A 19,638-nucleotide genomic window follows, 5' to 3' on the forward strand; every position below is an offset into this window, starting at 1 on the left:
TTTGCCCTGTCTTTCTTTTCTGAATTTTTTCTCTATGCTCTTCCCACCATACCCACAGAGGACCGGCAATGCAAATGGACGAGTAGCATCCTGAAATGAGGCCGGCTAAAAGAGGCAGTGAGAAGTTTGTGATAGATTCCATTCTGTAAACTACTGAGACAACAAAAATGATAAATGCACATAACACAACCGTAAACGCTGTATTGATCGAACGCTGCAAAGTTTCTGTCGTACTGATATCCACCAGTTCTGCCAGTGTACTTTTCTTTTTCATGTTGCTTCTGTGCTCACGGATCCTGTCATACAGAACAATCGTGTCGTTGATCGAATATCCGATGATCGTCAGCGTCACCGCTACAAACGCATCATTGACAGGAATTCTGAAGATTCCGAAAATAAAGAGCACGATCAGAATATCATGAACAAGCGCGATCACAGCTGTGACTCCGGATGCAAGACCTCCCAATGCCGAAAAGCGAAGCCGGATATATACCACAATGAAGAGGAATGAGAGAACAATCGCAATTGCCGAATTCTTCAATGCCTTTGCTCCGATATATGGTTCTACCGCTGATGTTTCCGAGGTCTCAAACTGATTCTTATTTCCCTGATTGATGGTATTTAGAATCTCTTTCTGCTGTTCGGGCGTCAACCCTTTTTTGCCTGAAAGTGTAATGACCAGACTCTTTTCTCCTGTGGCAGAGTTTTCAGAAGTCTGTACACTGACACTGCGATCCACAATATCTTCTACCTCTTTTTGAATCTGTCCTGTATCCGCCTTTCCGGTATATGTATATCTTAAGATTACTCCACCCGTAAACTGCGTATCCAGTTTCATTCCATTTACGCAACTCCATATCGTTCCTGTAAGGAGCAGTGCAACACTTGTCAGGAAGAAATATTTTTTTGCCTCTGCAAATTTCAAAATCTTCTTATCTTTTTTCTTTCTAAACCACTTTTCCTGATTGAACAGCTTATATCTGATCACTGAATTCAGCATATATCTGGACATCCAGACTCCTGCAAGCAGATTGATGATAACACCTGTCAACAGGGTATATCCAAAACTTAGCATTGTACCTGATCCGAAGATCATCAAAATCCCCGCTACTGCCGCAGTGGTGACATTTCCATCTAAAACAGATGAGAATGCACGCTTATATCCATTCTTAACTGCATTTCTGACGGAATTTCCTTTTTTCAATTCTTCACTGATTCTCTCACTGATAATAATATTCGCATCTACCGCCATACCGGCTGATAAGATCAAACCTGCAATTCCCGGCAGCGTGATCGTGTACTGCGGAACTGAAATAACAAGAATCTGAAGTGCAATCTGAAACGTCAGTGTCAGACAGCTGATCACTCCCGGCAGCCGGTACCATATGATCATAAATAAACAGATCAGCGCCATTGCGATTTCCGCTGCCAGTGCCATTGCATTCAACGCTTTTCCGCCAAGTGTCGGGCTGATCGTACTGTAGTTGGTCGTCTTCATGGAAAACGGAAGAGAGCCTGAATTAATCTTATCAGAAAGGCTCTGTGCCTCTTCTTTGGAAGACATTCCGGTAATCTCTGCTTTTCCTCCTGTTATCTTGGCATTGACTGTAGGATTGGAGATCAGGTCATCATCCATATAAATTCCCATTTGCTGTCCTACAAGCTTCTCTGTTGCATCTGCAAATTTCTTCGCACCTTCGCTGCTAAATTCCAGTTCTACGACATAGTTTTTCTGCTGGTCTACTGCAACCTGACTTCTGGAAACATCCGAACCTTTGATGTAAACTGTATTATCCGGTCCGCGAAATGTCAGCTCGGCCATCTCACCCAGTTCCTGGATCGCTGTTTCCGGATCAAAATTCTTTTCATCAGATTTCCATGGGAATCTGACAATCACATCTCCTGCTTTCTCATCCACCGTTACTTCACGATCTAATATATTCTGTGAATCCAGACGAGTTTCGATGACCTCTCTTACCATCTCCAACTGTTCTGCTGTCGGCTTTTTCTTCAAACCTGACGGTTCAAAAACCGCCTCTACGCCTCCGCGGATATCAATCCCAAAACGCATGTCGCGAATTCCTTTAATATCCTCTCCGCATCCAAAAACTGCAATGCACACAAAAAAGACGATTACTGCAAGAGCAATCCATATATGTAATTTTTTATTTTTCATTTTTCCCGCTTTCTTTCAATATTTCATATTTTTAGATTCCGAAAGCAAGATCTCGTTTTTTTCCATCCTTCTCCAATAGGATATCGTATTCACACAGAAATCGCGTGAAAGGAAGTGTATAGAATTGAATGCACGAAAAAAAGACTCTCTTTAAGCATACCACAAAAGAGAATATCAGAAATAAAAGCAGTTCCATCGGCAATCTCTGCGTGCTCTTACGCTGTTCCGCACTCTGCGCAGAAATTGCTTCTCTTGGATTCTCCAAACGCAGATAATTATCATGAAGAACTTTCTTTTCTATGCCATCGGTATACTGTGCCGTCATCTGTATACTTGAGCTTTGTTCTTTCACAAATCTATCTGTATTTTCAAACTGAAAATCAGAAGGAAGCAAAATGCTGACAACCATGATCAAAACAGCTGCTAAAACAGATCTTACTCTATGATTCATTTTTCTTCCTCCTGATTCCTAAAAGTATATTGAGAGTAACACTAAATTCTTCATATGTCAATATATGATTTGCTTTTCAGATTTTACTCTGTCAAAGGCTCTGCCGACTTTAATCTGTTATCGTGATTTTCTCGATGACCGGTTGATTTTCAGCCTTGACTGTTCCATTATCATCTTCTACGGGAACATCCTTGCAAATCTGATCCACGATCTCCATGCCGCTTGTCACATGCCCAAACGCTGCATAATTCCCATCCAAATAGTCACTGTCCTCCTGAACAATAAAAAACTGTGAACTTGCGCTGTCCGGATCCTGCGCTCTGGCCATAGAAATCGTTCCTCTTGTATGAGAGATTTCATTCTCTACTCCATTGCTGGAAAATTCTCCTTTGATCGTCTGATCCGCTCCTCCTGTTCCGTCGCCATTCGGATCACCTCCCTGAATCATAAACCCGTCCATGATCCTGTGAAATGTAAGATTGTCATAGAATCCGTCTTTTGCAAGATTCACAAAATTGGTTACAGTGATCGGTGCTGTATCCGCATCTAATTCCACTGTAATCGTTCCATAATCTTTGACCTGGATTTCTGCGTGGTGTGTTCCGCTTAAAAGTTCTTCAGAAGCTTCTGTTTTCTTCTGTTCTGATTTCTTTGGAGTCGCTTCCTGTTTCTGGCATCCCGTTACGACAAATAAAGCCAGAATGATTGCCGCCGCAATTCCTATTTTTCTTTTCATCCTTCCATAATCCTTTCAGACAAAAGAGGTTCCGCCCGGCATATACCGAACAGAACCCCCTTTTATATTACATATTTTATTCTCAACAGTGTGATAAAGAATTATGCATTCTTTTCTGCGATAGCAGCCTGTGCAGCAGCAAGGCGAGCGATCGGCACACGGAATGGTGAGCAGGATACATAATCAAGACCAAGTTTGTTGCAGAATTCAACAGAGCTTGGATCTCCACCGTGCTCTCCACAGATTCCTACGTGCAGGTTTGGATTTACCGGTTTTCCTAATGCGATTGCCATATCCATGAGTTTACCAACACCTGTCTGATCCAGTTTTGCAAATGGATCGTTTTCAAAGATCTTAGCATCATAGTAAGCATCCAGGAATTTTCCTGCATCATCACGAGAGAATCCGAATGTCATCTGTGTCAGGTCGTTTGTACCGAAGCAGAAGAAGTCAGCTTCTTTCGCGATCTCATCAGCTGTAAGAGCAGCTCTTGGGATCTCGATCATTGTACCAACTTCGTATTTCAGGTCACTTCCTGCAGCAGCGATCTCAGCGTCAGCTGTCTCAACTACGAATTTCTTCACGTATTTAAGCTCTTTGATCTCTCCAACCAATGGAATCATAATCTCTGGTTTTACTGTCCAGTCCGGATGCGCTTTCTGTACATTGATAGCTGCACGGATTACAGCTTTTGTCTGCATCTTAGCAATCTCCGGATATGTAACTGCCAGACGGCATCCACGGTGTCCCATCATTGGGTTGAACTCATGAAGTCCATCGATGATTGCTTTGATCTGCTCAACAGTTTTGCCCTGAGCGTCAGCCAGTTTCTTGATGTCCTCTTCCTCTGTAGGAACGAACTCATGAAGCGGTGGATCAAGGAAACGGATAGTAACCGGATTTCCTTCCAGTGCCTCATACAGTGCTTCGAAGTCTCCCTGCTGTTCCGGAAGGATCTTCTCAAGTGCTGCTTCTCTTTCTTCTACAGTCTCAGAACAGATCATCTCACGGAATGCATCAATTCTGTTTCCTTCGAAGAACATATGCTCTGTACGGCAAAGTCCGATACCTTCTGCTCCCAGTTCGCGAGCTTTCTTAGCATCTGCAGGTGTATCTGCATTTGTACGAACTTTCATTGTTCTGTATTTATCAGCCCATCCCATGATTCTTCCGAATTCTCCAGCGATTGTAGCATCAACTGTAGGGATGATTCCGTCATAGATATTTCCTGTAGATCCGTCCAGAGAAATTGCATCTCCTTCGTGGTATTCTTTTCCGTTTAATGTGAATTTCTTGTTTGCTTCGTCCATCACGATGTCTCCACATCCAGATACACAGCATGTACCCATTCCACGTGCAACAACGGCAGCGTGAGATGTCATACCACCACGTACTGTCAGGATACCCTGAGCAGATTTCATACCTGTGATGTCTTCCGGAGATGTCTCCAGACGAACAAGGATTACTTTTTCTCCTCTTGCAGCCCACTCTACAGCGTCATCTGCTGTGAATACAACTTTACCGCAAGCAGCTCCTGGAGATGCTCCGAGTGCTTTTGCCATTGGTGTTGCAGCTTTTAATGCAGCAGCATCAAACTGTGGGTGAAGCAGAGTGTCAAGGTTTCTAGGATCGATCATAGCAACAGCTTCTTCTTCTGTTCTCATTCCCTCATCAACAAGGTCACAAGCGATCTTTAAAGCAGCCTGTGCTGTTCTCTTACCATTACGTGTCTGAAGCATATACAGTTTACCATGTTCTACAGTAAACTCCATATCCTGCATATCTCTGTAGTGTTTCTCCAGAGTATTGCATACTTCTTTAAACTGAGCAAATGCTTCCGGGAATTTCTGTTCCATTTCGGAAATGTGCATTGGAGTACGAACTCCGGCAACAACGTCTTCTCCCTGTGCGTTTGTCAGGAACTCTCCAAAGAGTCCGTTCTCTCCTGTAGCAGGGTCTCTTGTAAATGCAACACCTGTTCCACAGTCATCTCCCATGTTACCGAATGCCATCATCTGTACGTTAACAGCTGTTCCCCATGAATATGGGATATCGTTGTCACGACGGTATACATTCGCTCTTGGGTTGTCCCATGAACGGAATACAGCTTTTACAGCTCCCATCAACTGCTCTTTTGCGTCTGAAGGGAAATCTGTACCGATTTTTTCTTTATATTCAGCTTTGAACTGTCCTGCTAAAGTCTTTAAGTCTTCTGCTGTCAGTTCAACGTCAAGGCTTACACCTTTTTCTTCTTTCATCTTGTCGATGAGCTCTTCGAAGTATTTTTTACCTACTTCCATAACTACGTCAGAATACATCTGAATGAATCTTCTGTAGCAGTCCCAAGCCCAGCGTGCATTTCCAGATGCCTCTGCCAGAGTCTCAACAACTTCTTCGTTTAATCCAAGGTTGAGGATTGTATCCATCATACCAGGCATAGAAGCTCTTGCTCCGGAACGTACGGAAACGAGCAGCGGATTTTCTTTATCTCCGAATTTCTTTCCTGTGATTTCTTCCAGTTTTACGATTGCATCCATGATCTGCGCCATAATCTCATCATTGATCTTTCTGCCATCTTCGTAATACTGTGTACAAGCTTCTGTTGTAACTGTGAATCCCTGTGGTACCGGGAGTCCCAGACTTGTCATTTCTGCAAGGTTTGCGCCTTTTCCACCGAGAAGGTTTCTCATTGTTGCGTTACCTTCGGTGAACATATACACCCATTTTGTTGCCATTTTTCAACGACCTCCTATAATTTTTTTCAAATAAATTTGCACTAAGTCGCATATAATATTTTAATGGTTTTGCCGAAATACGTCAAGACTTTTGTACATAATTATGTACAATTTTTACATCTGTTTTTTAGTTACTTTTATCATTCCAGCTTTCATTTTTCAGCATTTACAAGGGTAAATATTGAAATTCCCACCTCATTTTTATACACTTTGCATAATACCAGTAAACTTCATTCATGCCACTCTATCAGGAACACATGTTTCTTTCGTGCCACTACAAAAGGGAGATGTCCCACACGAACATCTCCCTTTTTATATCTTATTTCATATCTTTTAAGAATGCACAGTATCCGCGGTAAGCTTCATATACATCTGCCTTGCTTGAAACTTCCCAAGGGGAGTGCATGCTCAGCACTGCAACACCGCCGTCGATCACTTCCATTCCGAAGTTTGCAAGAATATAAGCGATCGTTCCGCCGCCGCCGGCATCAATCTTGCCCATCTCTGTCAGCTGGAACGCAACCTTATTTTCATCAAATACATGTCTCAATTTTGCGATGTATTCTGCATTCGCATCATTGGAACCACCTTTTCCTCTGGCACCTGTGTGTTTGTTGAGCACCATACCTTTTCCAAAGAACGGATTGGATCTCTTGTCATAAACGTCTGCGTGCATCGGATCAAATGCAGCTCCTACGTCTGATGAGATCATTGTAGAATTTGCCATCGCACGGCGAAGTTTTAATTCAGAAAACTCTCCGCACTTGTCCAGAATCTCTGCAACTGCATTTTCAAAGAAGCGGGACTGCATTCCAGTTGCTCCAACGCTTCCGATCTCTTCTTTATCCACCAGGATGCAGCAGGATGTTCTTTTCTTATTCTCTGTGTGCAGCATTGCCATCAGGGAAGTGAATGCGCAGACTCTGTCATCCTGACCGTATCCGATCACCATACTCTTATCCAGACCGCAGTCACGTGCTTTTCCTGCCGGAACAATCTCCAGCTCTGCAGACATGAGATCTTCTTTTTCCATACTATATGTCTCTTTTAACAATTTCAGAACATTCGCTGCAACTGCATCTTTTTCTTCGCCGCAAAGCGGAGCACTTCCAACCAGGATATCCAGAGCCTCTCCTTCGATCACTGTGGCTGCTGTTTTCTCCATCTGCTTAGATCCGAGATGTGGCAGAAGATCTGTAATTGCAAATACCGGATCTTCTTCTTTTTCACCAATCACAACATTGACCTTTGTTCCATCTTTTTTCACTACAACTCCGTGAATTGCAAGCGGAAGTGTCACCCACTGATATTTTTTGATTCCGCCATAATAGTGTGTATCAAAGTATGCGAATCCACTTTCTTCATATAATGGATTCTGTTTGAGATCCAAACGAGGAGAGTCAACATGTGCTCCAAGAATGTTCATTCCTTTTTCCAGAGAATCCTCTCCAATCTGGAATAACACGATGGATTTCCCCATCCAATCCATATATACTTTATCTCCTGCCTGCAGTGTATCCTTCTTATTTAAGTCTACATAACCTTCTTTTTCTGCAATGCGGATCACTTCTGTCACACATTCTCTCTCTGTTTTTCCTGCATCCAGAAATTTTTTGTAATCTGCTGTCAGAGTATCAAGCTCTGCAAGCTGTGCATCATCATATATCTGCCATAATGTTTTTTCCATAGCTGTTTTGATTCCTTTCTGTTGTCTTTTTCCCTAGTATACTATTTCCTGTTCCGAAATACAAGAGACTGCCTGCTTTATACATAATCAAAATCATCCGGTCCCTCAAACCAGGATTTCCGTCCCTGATGAAGGATGATAGCCAGTACCGCCACGATCAGATATCCAATTGCAAACGGTGAAGCAGGATTGAATCCAAGTCCTGCACTGTGAATAAATCCAAAACACGCAAGCACATAGCCTACTACTGCCGTGATTGCCACTTTATGAAGCTGCTTGTCAATAATGAACACTGTCATTGTTCCTAACAGAATTCCAATGATGATTGCGCCTGATTTCACCGCAGGTACTCCGTTCCACATAACCCCCGCATCCTTGATCATCTGCGTTACTTCTGCATTGTATTCTGCCAGTCCTGACGGCATTACCTCTGTCATATACCCTGCCAGTCCCACACTTCCTGTGATCTGTGTATACAGATAATCAGCAACCGGCGGAACCATCGCGATTCCAACTGCCGCATAATGCTTTTTGTCACAGTCTTTAAAAGCCTGTGCAACCATGACGATCGCACACCATAAAAATGTCACTGCACATACTGCCGGCGGAACCATGTTGCTTAAGAACGTAAACAGACCGAAGATTCCTGCCGCTCCCAGTACCAGACCTGACACCAGTGCATATCCAACACCTGCTTTGGCTTTTTTCAGGCCTGCATGTCCAAGCCATACTGTATTTGGCACGACACCTCCGCAAATTGCGGAAAGCATCGTACAGATTCCGTCCGCAAACTGTGTTTCTCTGACACTGTAATTATCTCCCGCTGCATTTGCCGCCTCTACATTGTCCATGGTCTCGATAAAATTGTAGATTTCCACCGGAATCACGATCGTCAGATAAGGAGCAACAACTGCCACACCATTGATCAGATGCTGGATTCCGTTAACAGGATTCGGAATATAGAAACCGATTCCGCTGAAATCTACGGTTGTTCTTCCCAGGCAGAATGCATAAATGATCCCACCTACAATCGCAACGACAAGCGGAGGAATCTGCTTTGGAAATAAATAGCCTCCAAAAATACCGACCATTGCCACAAACAAAATCGGAAGTCCGATCAGCGGATCGCCGAATACATCAAACACACCCTGTGTTGCCATCCAGATAAATCCGATTCCCGCCACAGTTCCAAGGAGCGCTGCTCTCGGCAGTTTTTTCTTCATCCATGATCCGATAAATCCACCCAAAAACTCGACTGCTCCGCCGATAAAGCAGGCTGCCACAGCAGCTGACCATGCAAGTTCTGCATCATTCAATGCATAATGAAGCGGCATGATCACGCCGTATAGCATCACAAACATTGCCGGTGTGGAAACTCCGGAAGGAAGTGCCGTAACATCCGCACGACCTTCTTTTTTGGATAATCTTCTTCCCATATAAGCATAGTAAACTCCACTACAGAGCAGTCCGATAGACATTCCCGGGATCACATACCCGTATACAATTTTGTCCGGCCACTCCAGTACTCCCGAAAGTGTTGCAATCACGATCAGGTAATTTACAATATTATTGGTGATGGAATATGTCATTCCACCAATGTCACCGCGCTGAAACCACGGCACTAATGTCTTTTGTTTTCCCATTTTCCCATTCCTTTATCTTCTTTGTTTCTCTATCTGGAGATTTCTACCGGAATAAATGAAAACGTTGTGACATCGAACAAGCCCATATCTGTCAGTTTGATCTCCGGAATCACTGCCAGGGACATAAAACATAATGTCATCACCGGTTCCACATCTCCACAGATGCCAAGCTCTGTATATGCTTTTTCATGAATACTTGTAAGCTTTTCATCTACCCACTCGCCGCTTTGATCGCTCATCAGTCCTGCGATCGGCATCGGCATCTGTTCGATCACCTTTCCTTCTTTTACAAGGACAATCCCGCCTTCCTGCGCAATCAGGCTGTTTACTGCAAATTCCATCTCTTCGTCATTGACTCCGACCACGATAATATTGTGAGAATCATGCGCAACAGACAGTGCCACAGCACCCTCTTTGATTCCATATCCTTTTAAGAATCCGCAAGCTACATTGCCGGTTCCCTGATGCCGTTCTACAACCGCTACTTTTACAAGATCTTCTTTGGGATTTCTTACAAATTCACCGTTTTCATCCAACTGAATGTGCGCTGCTGCCTTTTTCGTCACAACTCCTCCCGGAAGAATCTCGATCACATTCACTTCATCACTTGTCAAATGCATTTTAAACTTTTCTGCTGAAAAATCTTTTACGATCACGCTTCCTTTCACAGAAGAAATATCGTATGGTGCAACCTCCGGCAGATACTTTCCGTTATCTGCAGTCAGCTCTCCTGCGATCCATACCTTCTCCACCCGGAAGTCTTTCAAGTCATCCAGAAGCACGACATCGGCACGGTATCCCGGTGCGATCGCACCTCTGTCATGAAGCCGGAAGCATTCCGCCGCATTCAATGTTGCCATCCGGATTGCTGTCACTGCGTCCAGCCCTTCTTCCACACAGATCTTCAAGTGATTGTCCAGATGTCCGTCTTTTAAGATCGTCTTTGGCTGTCTGTCGTCTGAACAGAGCAGACATCTTCTGCTGTTCTCCGGTGTCACTCCTTTTAACAGCGGTCTCAAATTATGGCAGGCAGATCCCTGTCTGAGCAGAATATACATACCACGTTCCAGACGCGCTTCCATCTCCTCCACCGTAGAACACTCGTGGTCTGCCAGAATACCTGCTGCAGAATATGCATTCAGATCCTTTCCATCAATTCCAGGTCCGTGACCATCGATCAGTTTCCCTTCCTCTTTTGCAGTCATCAACTTGTCCAGTACACTCTCATCTGCCTGAATAACTCCCGGGAAATTCATAAATTCTCCAAGTCCAAGAATGCCCTCTCTTTGAATCGGCTCTTCCATCTCCGGCGCATTGATCTCTGCTCCTGCGTGTTCAAACGGAGTTGCAGGCACACAGGATGGCAGCATATATTTGATATCAAGTGCTGTTCCTTTTGCCGCCTCCATCATATAATCGAGTCCTCTGATCCCGCAGACATTGACGATCTCGTGAGGATCTGCGATGATCGTGGCAGCTCCATGAGGTACTAACAGTCTTCCAAGCTCTTCCGGGCTGACATAGGCAGATTCAATATGAATATGGCTGTCAATAAATCCCGGAACCGCATATCTTCCCTGCGCATCAATTTCTTTCACACCCTGATACTCTCCGATTCCTGCGATTTTATCTCCGCAAAGAGCGATATCGCCCTTCTGGATCTTTCCGGAAAAAACATTCACTACCTGACAGTTCTTGATCACCGTGTCTGCTGGGATTCTTCCCGCTGCTGTGTCGATCAGTTTTTTTAATTCTTCTTTCTTCATACCAATGTCCTCCTTGGATTTATTTTTCGTTTACTTCCAAAACCGGATCAAATGTTGTGAGTGCAAGATAGTCAACCGGTCCTACATCCGTGATCGCGTAATCCGGGATTGCCGTGATTGGCAAAAAGAACATGTACATCATTGGATCCGGCAGATCAGATCCTAACATTCTCGCTGCCTGATCGATCTTCTTCTCCTGTGCGGCAATGACCTCTGGTTCTTCATCACTGACAATTCCTCCGACTGGAAGAGGAAGGAATTCCAAAATTTCTCCGTCGGCCACAACAACCTGACCGCCGCCCTGCTCAATCAGATAGTTGGCTGCGATCGACATATCCTCTGCGCTGACTCCCATCACGACCAGATTGTTGTCATCCGGTGCTGCAGAAGATGCCATGGCACCTTTCTTTAATTTCCATCCGGAACAAAATGCAAGTGATTTATTTCCGTTTCTTCCAAATCTCTCCAGAACAGATACCATTGCCACGTCCTGCTCCACATCCGGAAGTACGATTCCGTTTTCAACTTTTAAAACAACATCTTTTCTCTTTCTCACAAACGGTCCTTTTACATCCATGGAAAGTACTTTTGCTTCTCCGTTCTGAACAGATGTCTTGTATTCAAAATCTTCTTTTGTTGTCAGTTTACATTTTAACTCGCCTTTTAACACAGAGCTTCTCTCCGGTGCTTTCAGATCATACGTAAGCTTATGGTCTTTTGCCACCATCTTTCCGTTTGTCATGACTTCTTTGATTCCAAATGCTTCCAGATCGTCTACAAACAGGATATCCGCAATTCTTCCCGGGCAGATGGATCCTACCATGTGATCAATGCGGTATGCTTCCGCACTGTTGATCGTTGCCATCTGGATCGCAGTCATCGGTTTGACTCCTGCCTGGATCGCCAGACGTACCACATTGTCCAGATGTCCTTTTTCCAGAACATCACTTGCTGTCACATCATCTGTACAGAAGCTGACTCTTCTTGCAAATGCCGGATTTACCTCTGTCACTGCTCTGATATTCTCTGCCAGGAAATGTGTTACGGAAGACTCGCGGATCAGCATGTGCATTCCTTTTCTCATCTTCTCTACAACTTCCTCGTGGTCGTAGCTTTCATGATCCAGGCGCACTCCTGCACACAGGTATCCGTTCAGATCATTGCCTCTTGCCATCGGTGCACATCCAAATACCGGCAGACGGTTCTTGAATGCTTCTGCGATTGCTCCCAGTGTGTTTTCATCCTCTTCCTGGATAAACTCTCTTACTGTCTCCCATACTCCGTAACACTGCGGCCATTTCTGTACCTCTTCATGTACCTCTTTTGTAAAGTTAAATGCTACAGTAGACTGAGGAATTGTATATGGTGTCTTATACGGTGCTCCCCAGAACACTTTCAGAGGACTCGCCTGTACCTCCTTTTGTACTTCCTGCAGTCCTTCCAGACCTGATACGGAAATATATTCGTCCAGACCGGAAATCATGCTTGTAGTCCCTCTTGGCACAACTGCTTTTGCATAGCTTGTAATGCTCAGCTTGCTGCACTCACTGTGAATATGACCATCAATCATACCCGGCACCAGATATCTGCCCTTTGCATCGATCACTTCTGTCTCTTCCCCGATATACTCTTTCACATCTCCCACTGCTACAATCGTGTCTTTGTAAACTGCGATATCTGCCGGATAGATCTCCTCAGACATAACATTGACCAGAGTTCCTCCCATGATCACTTTTGTTGCAGGTGTCTTTGCACGTCCTGCACGAATCAGTTCCTTCAGATTTTCTACTGTTGTTCTTTCCATTCTTTTAAATCCTCCTGTTGTTTTGAGTAACAAAAAAGATACACCGGCCAGAGGCTAAACAGGTTTCCCGTCCTGCAAATGTATCTTGAAGAATTTTCAATATTCTGTTGTCTTCAACATATGTTCATCATAGCACATTGTTTTCAAAATGAAAATATAAGCTGTTATGAATATTTCCTATCATTATTAAGAAGCACATCTTATATATATTTTTTTTTTGCCAGAGTAGCTGGAGAAGTACTTCTGCCAAAAAAACTGCCGCACAACATGTGCGGCAGCCTCATACTAAAACTCAAACTTTTTCTCAAAGTATGCTTTCAGATCTTCAATTTTTACACGTTCCTGTTCCATTGTATCTCTGTCACGAACAGTCACTGCACCATCTTCTTCTGAATCGAAATCATAAGTTACACAGAACGGTGTACCGATCTCATCCTGACGGCGATAGCGTTTTCCGATATTTCCTCTGTCATCAAATTCGCAGTTGTAAGTCTTGCTCAGTTCTGCAAACACCTTCTCAGCGCCTTCATTGAGCTTTTTAGACAGCGGAAGCACACCAATCTTGACAGGAGCCAGTGCCGGATGGAAATGCAGAACCGTACGTGTATCTCCGCCTTCCAGTTCTTCCTCGTCGTATGCGCTGCAAAGGAATGCCAGTACCATACGGTCTGCACCAAGAGACGGCTCGATCACGTATGGGATATATTTTTCTTTCTTCTCATCATCAAAATAAGTAAGATCCTGTTTGGATACTTCCTGATGCTGTGTCAGATCGTAGTCTGTTCTGTCAGCGATTCCCCACAGCTCTCCCCATCCGAACGGGAACAAAAATTCCACGTCAGTAGTCGCTTTGCTGTAGAATGACAATTCTTCTGCATCATGGTCACGATAACGGACTTCGTCGTCCTTGAGTCCCAGAGAACTCAGCCAGTTCAGGCAGAAGCTCTTCCAGTAGTTAAACCATTCCAGATCTGTACCAGGTTCACAGAAGAACTCCAGCTCCATCTGCTCAAACTCTCTTGTACGGAATGTAAAGTTACCCGGTGTGATCTCATTACGGAAAGATTTTCCGATCTGCGCAATCCCAAATGGAATCTTCTTTCTTGATGTACGCTGTACATTCTTAAAGTTTACAAAGATTCCCTGTGCTGTCTCAGGTCTTAAATATACGACATTCTTTGCGTCCTCTGTAACACCCTGAAATGTCTTGAACATCAGGTTGAACTCACGGATCTCTGTAAAGTTGTGTTTTCCACAGGAAGGACATTTGATATCATGCTCTTCAATATAAGCAGACATCTGCTCCTTGCTCCATGCATCCACGCTTCCTTCCAGTTCGATTCCATTCTCCTGTGCGTAATCTTCGATCAGCTTATCTGCACGGAATCTTTCATTACATTCTTTACAATCCATCAACGGATCGCTGAATCCGCCCAGATGTCCGGATGCGATCCATGTCTGTGGATTCATCAGGATCGCGCAGTCCACACCTACATTGTACGGACTTTCCTGTACGAATTTTTTCCACCACGCTTTTTTCACGTTGTTCTTCAGTTCTACTCCGAGATTTCCATAATCCCATGTATTTGCAAGCCCCCCGTAAATTTCAGACCCCGGGTAAACAAAACCTCTTGATTTTGCCAGAGCTACAATTTTATCCATTGTCTTTTCTACCATAATTCTTTGTTCCTCACATTCTTTTTCATCAACTGGTAACTATTATAACGGCTTCATCCCGTTTTTTCAAGCCATTCCTGGATTCCCTGCCATTTTCACTCGATTTGCTACACCAATGTCTCAAGAATCTCCAGGGACTTGAACCTTTTTTCCACATAAAGCAGACAATATCGTTCCATGATCCCGGACAGCTTTTCCAGTACTTCCCTGCTGACTGTAAATGTATACAGCTTCTCGATCGTACTGATCTCTATGTACTGCATCGTATAAAGCGTGGAATTGTCCAACGAAATCCCGTCTGAAATATTCCTGGCACAATCTGTACAGACCAGTCCGCCTTCTCTGGCACTGAACACCATCTGTCCGTCTTTTTTCTGACACCGGACACACTGAAAGACCTGAGGTCCCTCTCCATTGATACAGAACGCTTTGAGTTCAAAAATGCGGCGGATCAGCAGATTCGGAATATGCGGGCTGGTCAGTGCTTTCATGGTCTGATACAAAAGCTTTAACATCTCCCGTTCATCATTCTGCTCTTTTGTATAATAATTCGCAAACTCCAGAAAATAAAACCCGTAATAAGCACCGATCATATCTTCCCGAAGCTCCGAAAAATAATTTGTGATCTTCACAGACTGGATCGTATGAGAGGAACGCCCCTCATACATCGTAAACTCCCCGAAAGAAAACGGATTGACTGCACCTACCAGCGGACTGTTTGGTCTTCTCGCCCCTCTGGCAAATGCAGAAATCTTTCCCTGTTCCTTTGTCAGTATCACAACCCGTCTGTCATACTCTCCAACCGGTGCCGTTGAAAGCACCATCCCTGTCAAAACAATCTGATTCACCTGATCTAACTCCTGCCTGTTCCTTCTGTTCTTCCAAACAGCGACTCTCGCTGCTGCCACTTTCTGCTTTGTAAGAAAGATAATCTGCAATGCGTCCTGTTGTCATAAACTGTTCCCAGTATTCTTCTTTCATCGGTTCACCTCTTTAATTGCTTTCTCATCTGTTCCTTGTTGAGTATACAATTAGGGTGTCCGATTCTCTCCCGGATATACTATATAAAATCTGCCAAATACTACATCTCGTCCTCGTGGTATCCGAAATTCTTCATTAGAAAATCACTGTCTCTCCAGTTTTTCTGTACTTTTACCCAGAGCTTCAGATTCACTTTACAGTCCAGCATCCGCTCGATTTCATAGCGCGCCGTACTTCCGATCTTTTTTAGCATACTGCCCTGTTTTCCGATGATGATTCCTTTGTGGGAATCCCGCTCGCAGATGATCGTAGCATCAATATGCATGACTTTGTTCTGCATTTTCATGCGATCAATCGCCACTGCGATTCCATGCGGGATTTCTTCCTGCAGACAATGAAGTGCCTTTTCCCGGATCAGTTCTGCCACAATCTGACGCTCCGGCTGGTCTGTCACAGTGTCTTCATCATAGAACTGAGGACCATATGGAAGATATTTTAAAATCACGTTCACCAGTTCATCCGTATTGTCCCCGTTTCTCGCAGATACCGGAACAATCTCCGCAAAATCATACTCTTTGCGGTATGCATCAATAAACAGCAGAACTTCCTCTCTCTTTACCATATCGATCTTGTTGATCACAAGGATCACCGGTGTTTTTACACGTTTCAGCTGTTCAATAATGTGCTTCTCCCCAGCTCCGATAAAGGTGGACGGCTCTACCAGCCACAGTACCACATCTACTTCATTCAACGTGCGTTCCGCCACATTTACCATATATTCTCCCAGCTTATTTTTCGCCTTGTGGATTCCCGGCGTGTCCACGAATACAATCTGCCCTTCTTCCGTTGTCAGAACTGTCTGAATACGGTTTCTCGTCGTCTGTGGCTTGTTAGACGTGATCGCGATCTTCTGCCCGATCAGCTGGTTCATCAATGTTGATTTTCCCACATTTGGTCTTCCAATCAGTGTCACAAATCCTGATTTAAAATCATCTCTCATCAATTTTACGTTCTCCTTATCCTGTGTTTCCTAAAACAACGTCTTCACTTCCAGAAACATCTCTTTTTCTTCCTCGATCTTTTCTTCGCTTCCGATCACACAGATCTGCTCTGCCTTCAGCATTGCCTCCACTACTGCTGCAAGCGCACGGATATCCTCCTGTGCTGCATGCAGGATCTGACTGCGCTCTGTACGGATCATCTCCTGGGATACATGATTCATATACAGATTCATCGAGCGATCCCCTTTTGCAGCCGGATTCATCGGGCGGTCAATATTACTGATCGTTCCAATGATATATTTTGTCATATCCCGTTCATCGACTGTGAAATTCTTCAGATAGTCTACAACGCCTTCGTACACTTCCATTGTCTTTTTCAGGTTCGGATCCCGATAGGAGATCAGATATCCCTCTCCGATTCGGTTAAAGTTGCTCATACATCCGTATGCACCGCCTTTGACACGGACATTCTGCCAGAGATAATCATAACTTAAGATCACCTTCAAAATCTGCAACGCGCCATGATACTGTGCTCCATAATCGATAAAGTTTCCAACTCTTGCCACATACTGCACTTTGGAAGACGTTTTAAAGCCTTCGTTGCGTTTTCTGCAGTGTAATACACACGGCGTCTCTTCCCCGTCCAGTTCCGGATACAGTGTATCCTTGATCTCACGAAATGCTGCTTCTATAGGAGTAAGTCCGTCCTCTGAGGAGGTATAACTGATCATCACATTGTCCACACGGAAAATCTGACGGGAGAGCTGTTTTAAGTTTTGGATCAGCTCTGCTTTTTTCTCTTCAAAATGCTCTTCGATGCCACGGACTACCTCATAGAATCCGATGCCGTCGGTATCATCCTTGAATTTGGACAGCGGAGATCCATAAGACAATGCGCGCAGTGCGGATGTCGTATGTCCGGAAGACTGGAAGGACATCTGCAGTCTGGATTTGAGCATTGCCAGAATCTCTTTTAACCGTTTTTCATCATCCAGTCTGGATTCCATCAGAATCTCACGCATCATCGCAAACAGAATCTTCATCTGCGGATACAATGCCTTTCCTTTGATCTCAAATGTTGCACGAAAATCCTTCTCTTTTGCCTTTGTCACATCCGGATATAATTCCAGAGAAGTTCCGATCCCTCCTGTATGCACATTGATCTCGTTGAACAATTCTCCATACCCATAGTTGTTCGTATCAATAATCCCAAGCACGCTCTGCAGAATTCCGGTATATGGAAGCAGCTCTTCCGACACGCCGGAAAGATCAAACATCAGAGTGGCATAACCGATTCCGTTCGACTCGATTTCATGATGCACCAGTTTGATGCCGTCGATTTCCTTTTCTGTATTATAAACAGGAGCGATCTCTTCTGTGATATCTTCTCTGTTTAATACCGGAATCTTTGCCATATCTTCCGGAGCATCTTCTGACTCCTGATACGCTTCCAGCTCTTTTGTAGCTGCCACCAGTCTGTTAAGTTCTTCCTCACTCAGCCCCGCTTTATAAGCTGCCAGTTTTTCTTCCAGCTCTTTGTCCATCCGAGCTGTCCGCCCTTTTTCCGGCTTTACGATCACGATGGAGCCATGCTGATTATCAAGCAGATAAGTCTGGATCAGTTTTTCAAAATATCCGGTAGAAATCTGTTCTTTCAAATATTCAAAGGTCGGGATTGCCTGCATATGCATAAATGGCTCGTTCTCATCATACAGCCAGCTGTCCATGATCTGCAGGCCGTACATCAGTCCCTTTGGATAATTTCCAAAATCTGCCTCTCTGAAGCGGAACTCGTGATAGTTGATCCCTGCCTCCAGAGATTTTTTATCCATTCCGTTTTTCACGATCGACTGGAGTGTCTCTTCGATCACACGGATAAATGCCTCTTTCTGATCACGATTCGCATTTTTAGAGACAATAGAAAAGATCGGCTGATAGATTCCATTGTCATAAGAACCCATGATATCTTTTCCGATTCCTGCATCCAAAAGCGCTTTTTTCAGCGGTGCACCCGGTGCAGAGAGCAGTGCATAGTCCAGAATCTGAAACGCCAGATACAGCTTTTCATCCAGACTTGTCCCGATGACTTTATTATAAGAAAGATACGTATTATCCTCCTCAGACTCCTCACTGGAGATCGAATACTCCATCTCCAGTTCTCTGATCTCTTCAAACGGTTTCTGATATTTGATCTCGGAATCCACTTCGATCGCATCAAATGCTGACAGATAATTTTCATCCAGCCATCTTAACTTTTCTTCCATGTCCATATCTCCGTAAAGATAGATATAGCTGTTAGACGGATGATAATATGTCCTGTGGAAATTCAAAAACTGCTCGTACGTCAGCTCCGGGATCACATCCGGATCACCGCCGGATTCATTGGCGTAAGAAGTGTCCGGGAACAGAGAATTCTGGATCACACGGTCCAGCACACCTTCCGGAGACGAAAACGCTCCCTTCATCTCATTGTATACCACGCCATTGTACTCCAGCTTTCCATCTGCCGTATCCAGTTTGTAGCTCCACCCTTCCTGACGGAAGATTTCATCATGCTCATAGATGTTCGGATAAAATACTGCATCCATGTATACATGCATTAAATTCTGAAAATCCTTCGAATTACAGCTTGCAACCGGATATAATGTCTTGTCCGGATAGGTCATAGCATTCAAAAACGTATTCAGTGATCCCTTTACCAGTTCCACAAACGGGTCTTTCACCGGAAAATTTTTCGAGCCGCACAGCACGGAATGTTCCATAATATGAGGAACTCCGGTACTGTCCGGAGCCGGTGTGCGGAATCCGATCGTAAATACCTTATTCTCGTCATCATTGGCAAACAGTAAGATCTTTGCCTGGCTTTTTTTATGTTTTAACAGGATCCCTTTTGATTTCAGGTCAGATAAATCTTCTTCCCGAATTACTTCATATGCATTCAAATCATAAATACTCATCTTCATTCGCTCCTCTGTATTCTG

General features: G+C 44.1%; 12 protein-coding genes and 1 pseudogene. All 13 read right to left on the reverse strand.

Translation table 11 applies throughout. The features are described 5' to 3' along the window. Positions 1-97: 97 nt before the first annotated feature. Positions 98-2,176 (reverse strand): annotated as a pseudogene (gene secD / locus FXV78_RS00645) (protein translocase subunit SecD); the annotation flags it as partial. 31 nt (positions 2,177-2,207) lie between these two features. Continuing rightward, positions 2,208-2,627: a hypothetical protein gene (locus FXV78_RS00650; protein WP_004844407.1), complete on the reverse strand. Its 420-nt coding sequence runs from the start codon at positions 2,625-2,627 to the stop codon at positions 2,208-2,210. A gap of 109 nt (positions 2,628-2,736) precedes the next feature. Continuing rightward, the gene (locus FXV78_RS00655; protein WP_004844408.1) at positions 2,737-3,363 is read right to left on the reverse strand and encodes a peptidylprolyl isomerase; all 627 of its coding nucleotides are present in this window, start codon (positions 3,361-3,363) and stop codon (positions 2,737-2,739) included. Positions 3,364-3,464: 101 nt separating this feature from the next. After that, entirely contained in the window at positions 3,465-6,098 is a 2,634-nt protein-coding gene (gene ppdK, locus FXV78_RS00660; RefSeq protein ID WP_004844409.1) for a pyruvate, phosphate dikinase, read from the reverse strand. Positions 6,099-6,417: 319 nt separating this feature from the next. After that, positions 6,418-7,785, reverse strand: coding sequence for an aminopeptidase (locus FXV78_RS00665; protein ID WP_004844410.1), 1,368 nt, complete (start codon positions 7,783-7,785; stop codon positions 6,418-6,420). A 77-nt stretch (positions 7,786-7,862) separates the two neighbouring features. After that, positions 7,863-9,428 carry a hypothetical protein gene (locus FXV78_RS00670; RefSeq protein ID WP_004844412.1) on the reverse strand — a complete coding sequence of 522 codons (1,566 nt, stop codon included), beginning with the start codon at positions 9,426-9,428 and terminating at the stop codon, positions 7,863-7,865. A 29-nt stretch (positions 9,429-9,457) separates the two neighbouring features. Next, positions 9,458-11,194: an adenine deaminase gene (gene ade / locus FXV78_RS00675; protein ID WP_004844413.1), complete on the reverse strand. Its 1,737-nt coding sequence runs from the start codon at positions 11,192-11,194 to the stop codon at positions 9,458-9,460. 19 nt (positions 11,195-11,213) lie between these two features. Next, positions 11,214-12,998 carry an adenine deaminase gene (locus FXV78_RS00680; protein ID WP_004844414.1) on the reverse strand — a complete coding sequence of 595 codons (1,785 nt, stop codon included), beginning with the start codon at positions 12,996-12,998 and terminating at the stop codon, positions 11,214-11,216. A 285-nt stretch (positions 12,999-13,283) separates the two neighbouring features. Then, positions 13,284-14,675: a glycine--tRNA ligase gene (locus tag FXV78_RS00685; RefSeq protein WP_004844415.1), complete on the reverse strand. Its 1,392-nt coding sequence runs from the start codon at positions 14,673-14,675 to the stop codon at positions 13,284-13,286. A 107-nt stretch (positions 14,676-14,782) separates the two neighbouring features. Next, a complete protein-coding gene (gene recO, locus FXV78_RS00690) occupies positions 14,783-15,523 on the reverse strand; it encodes a DNA repair protein RecO (RefSeq protein WP_009244522.1) in 741 nt (246 codons plus the stop codon). Further along, positions 15,465-15,656, reverse strand: a complete 192-nt coding sequence (locus FXV78_RS17750; protein ID WP_009244523.1) for a hypothetical protein — start codon at positions 15,654-15,656, stop codon at positions 15,465-15,467. Before FXV78_RS17750 ends, recO begins: the two co-directional genes overlap by 59 nt. A gap of 100 nt (positions 15,657-15,756) precedes the next feature. Next, positions 15,757-16,656 (reverse strand): GTPase Era, encoded by a 900-nt coding sequence (gene era / locus FXV78_RS00695; RefSeq protein WP_004844417.1) that lies wholly within the window; start codon positions 16,654-16,656, stop codon positions 15,757-15,759. Between the two features lie 30 nt (positions 16,657-16,686). Further along, complete coding sequence (locus FXV78_RS00700; RefSeq protein WP_039960074.1) at positions 16,687-19,614, reverse strand: insulinase family protein; 2,928 nt, start codon at positions 19,612-19,614, stop codon at positions 16,687-16,689. Positions 19,615-19,638 lie beyond the last annotated feature (24 nt).

The organism is Mediterraneibacter gnavus ATCC 29149, from assembly GCF_008121495.1.
GTDB classification, from domain to species: domain Bacteria; phylum Bacillota; class Clostridia; order Lachnospirales; family Lachnospiraceae; genus Mediterraneibacter; species Mediterraneibacter gnavus.

Coding starts and splice junctions, on each gene's coding strand:
- FXV78_RS00650 (WP_004844407.1), bottom strand. CDS start 2,627: ATGAATCATAGAGTAAGATCTGTTTTAGCAGCTGTTTTGATCATGGTT.
- FXV78_RS00655 (WP_004844408.1), bottom strand. CDS start 3,363: ATGAAAAGAAAAATAGGAATTGCGGCGGCAATCATTCTGGCTTTATTT.
- ppdK (WP_004844409.1), bottom strand. CDS start 6,098: ATGGCAACAAAATGGGTGTATATGTTCACCGAAGGTAACGCAACAATG.
- FXV78_RS00665 (WP_004844410.1), bottom strand. CDS start 7,785: ATGGAAAAAACATTATGGCAGATATATGATGATGCACAGCTTGCAGAG.
- FXV78_RS00670 (WP_004844412.1), bottom strand. CDS start 9,428: ATGGGAAAACAAAAGACATTAGTGCCGTGGTTTCAGCGCGGTGACATT.
- ade (WP_004844413.1), bottom strand. CDS start 11,194: ATGAAGAAAGAAGAATTAAAAAAACTGATCGACACAGCAGCGGGAAGA.
- FXV78_RS00680 (WP_004844414.1), bottom strand. CDS start 12,998: ATGGAAAGAACAACAGTAGAAAATCTGAAGGAACTGATTCGTGCAGGA.
- FXV78_RS00685 (WP_004844415.1), bottom strand. CDS start 14,675: ATGGTAGAAAAGACAATGGATAAAATTGTAGCTCTGGCAAAATCAAGA.
- FXV78_RS17750 (WP_009244523.1), bottom strand. CDS start 15,656: ATGAAAGAAGAATACTGGGAACAGTTTATGACAACAGGACGCATTGCA.
- era (WP_004844417.1), bottom strand. CDS start 16,656: ATGAGAGATGATTTTAAATCAGGATTTGTGACACTGATTGGAAGACCA.
- FXV78_RS00700 (WP_039960074.1), bottom strand. CDS start 19,614: ATGAGTATTTATGATTTGAATGCATATGAAGTAATTCGGGAAGAAGAT.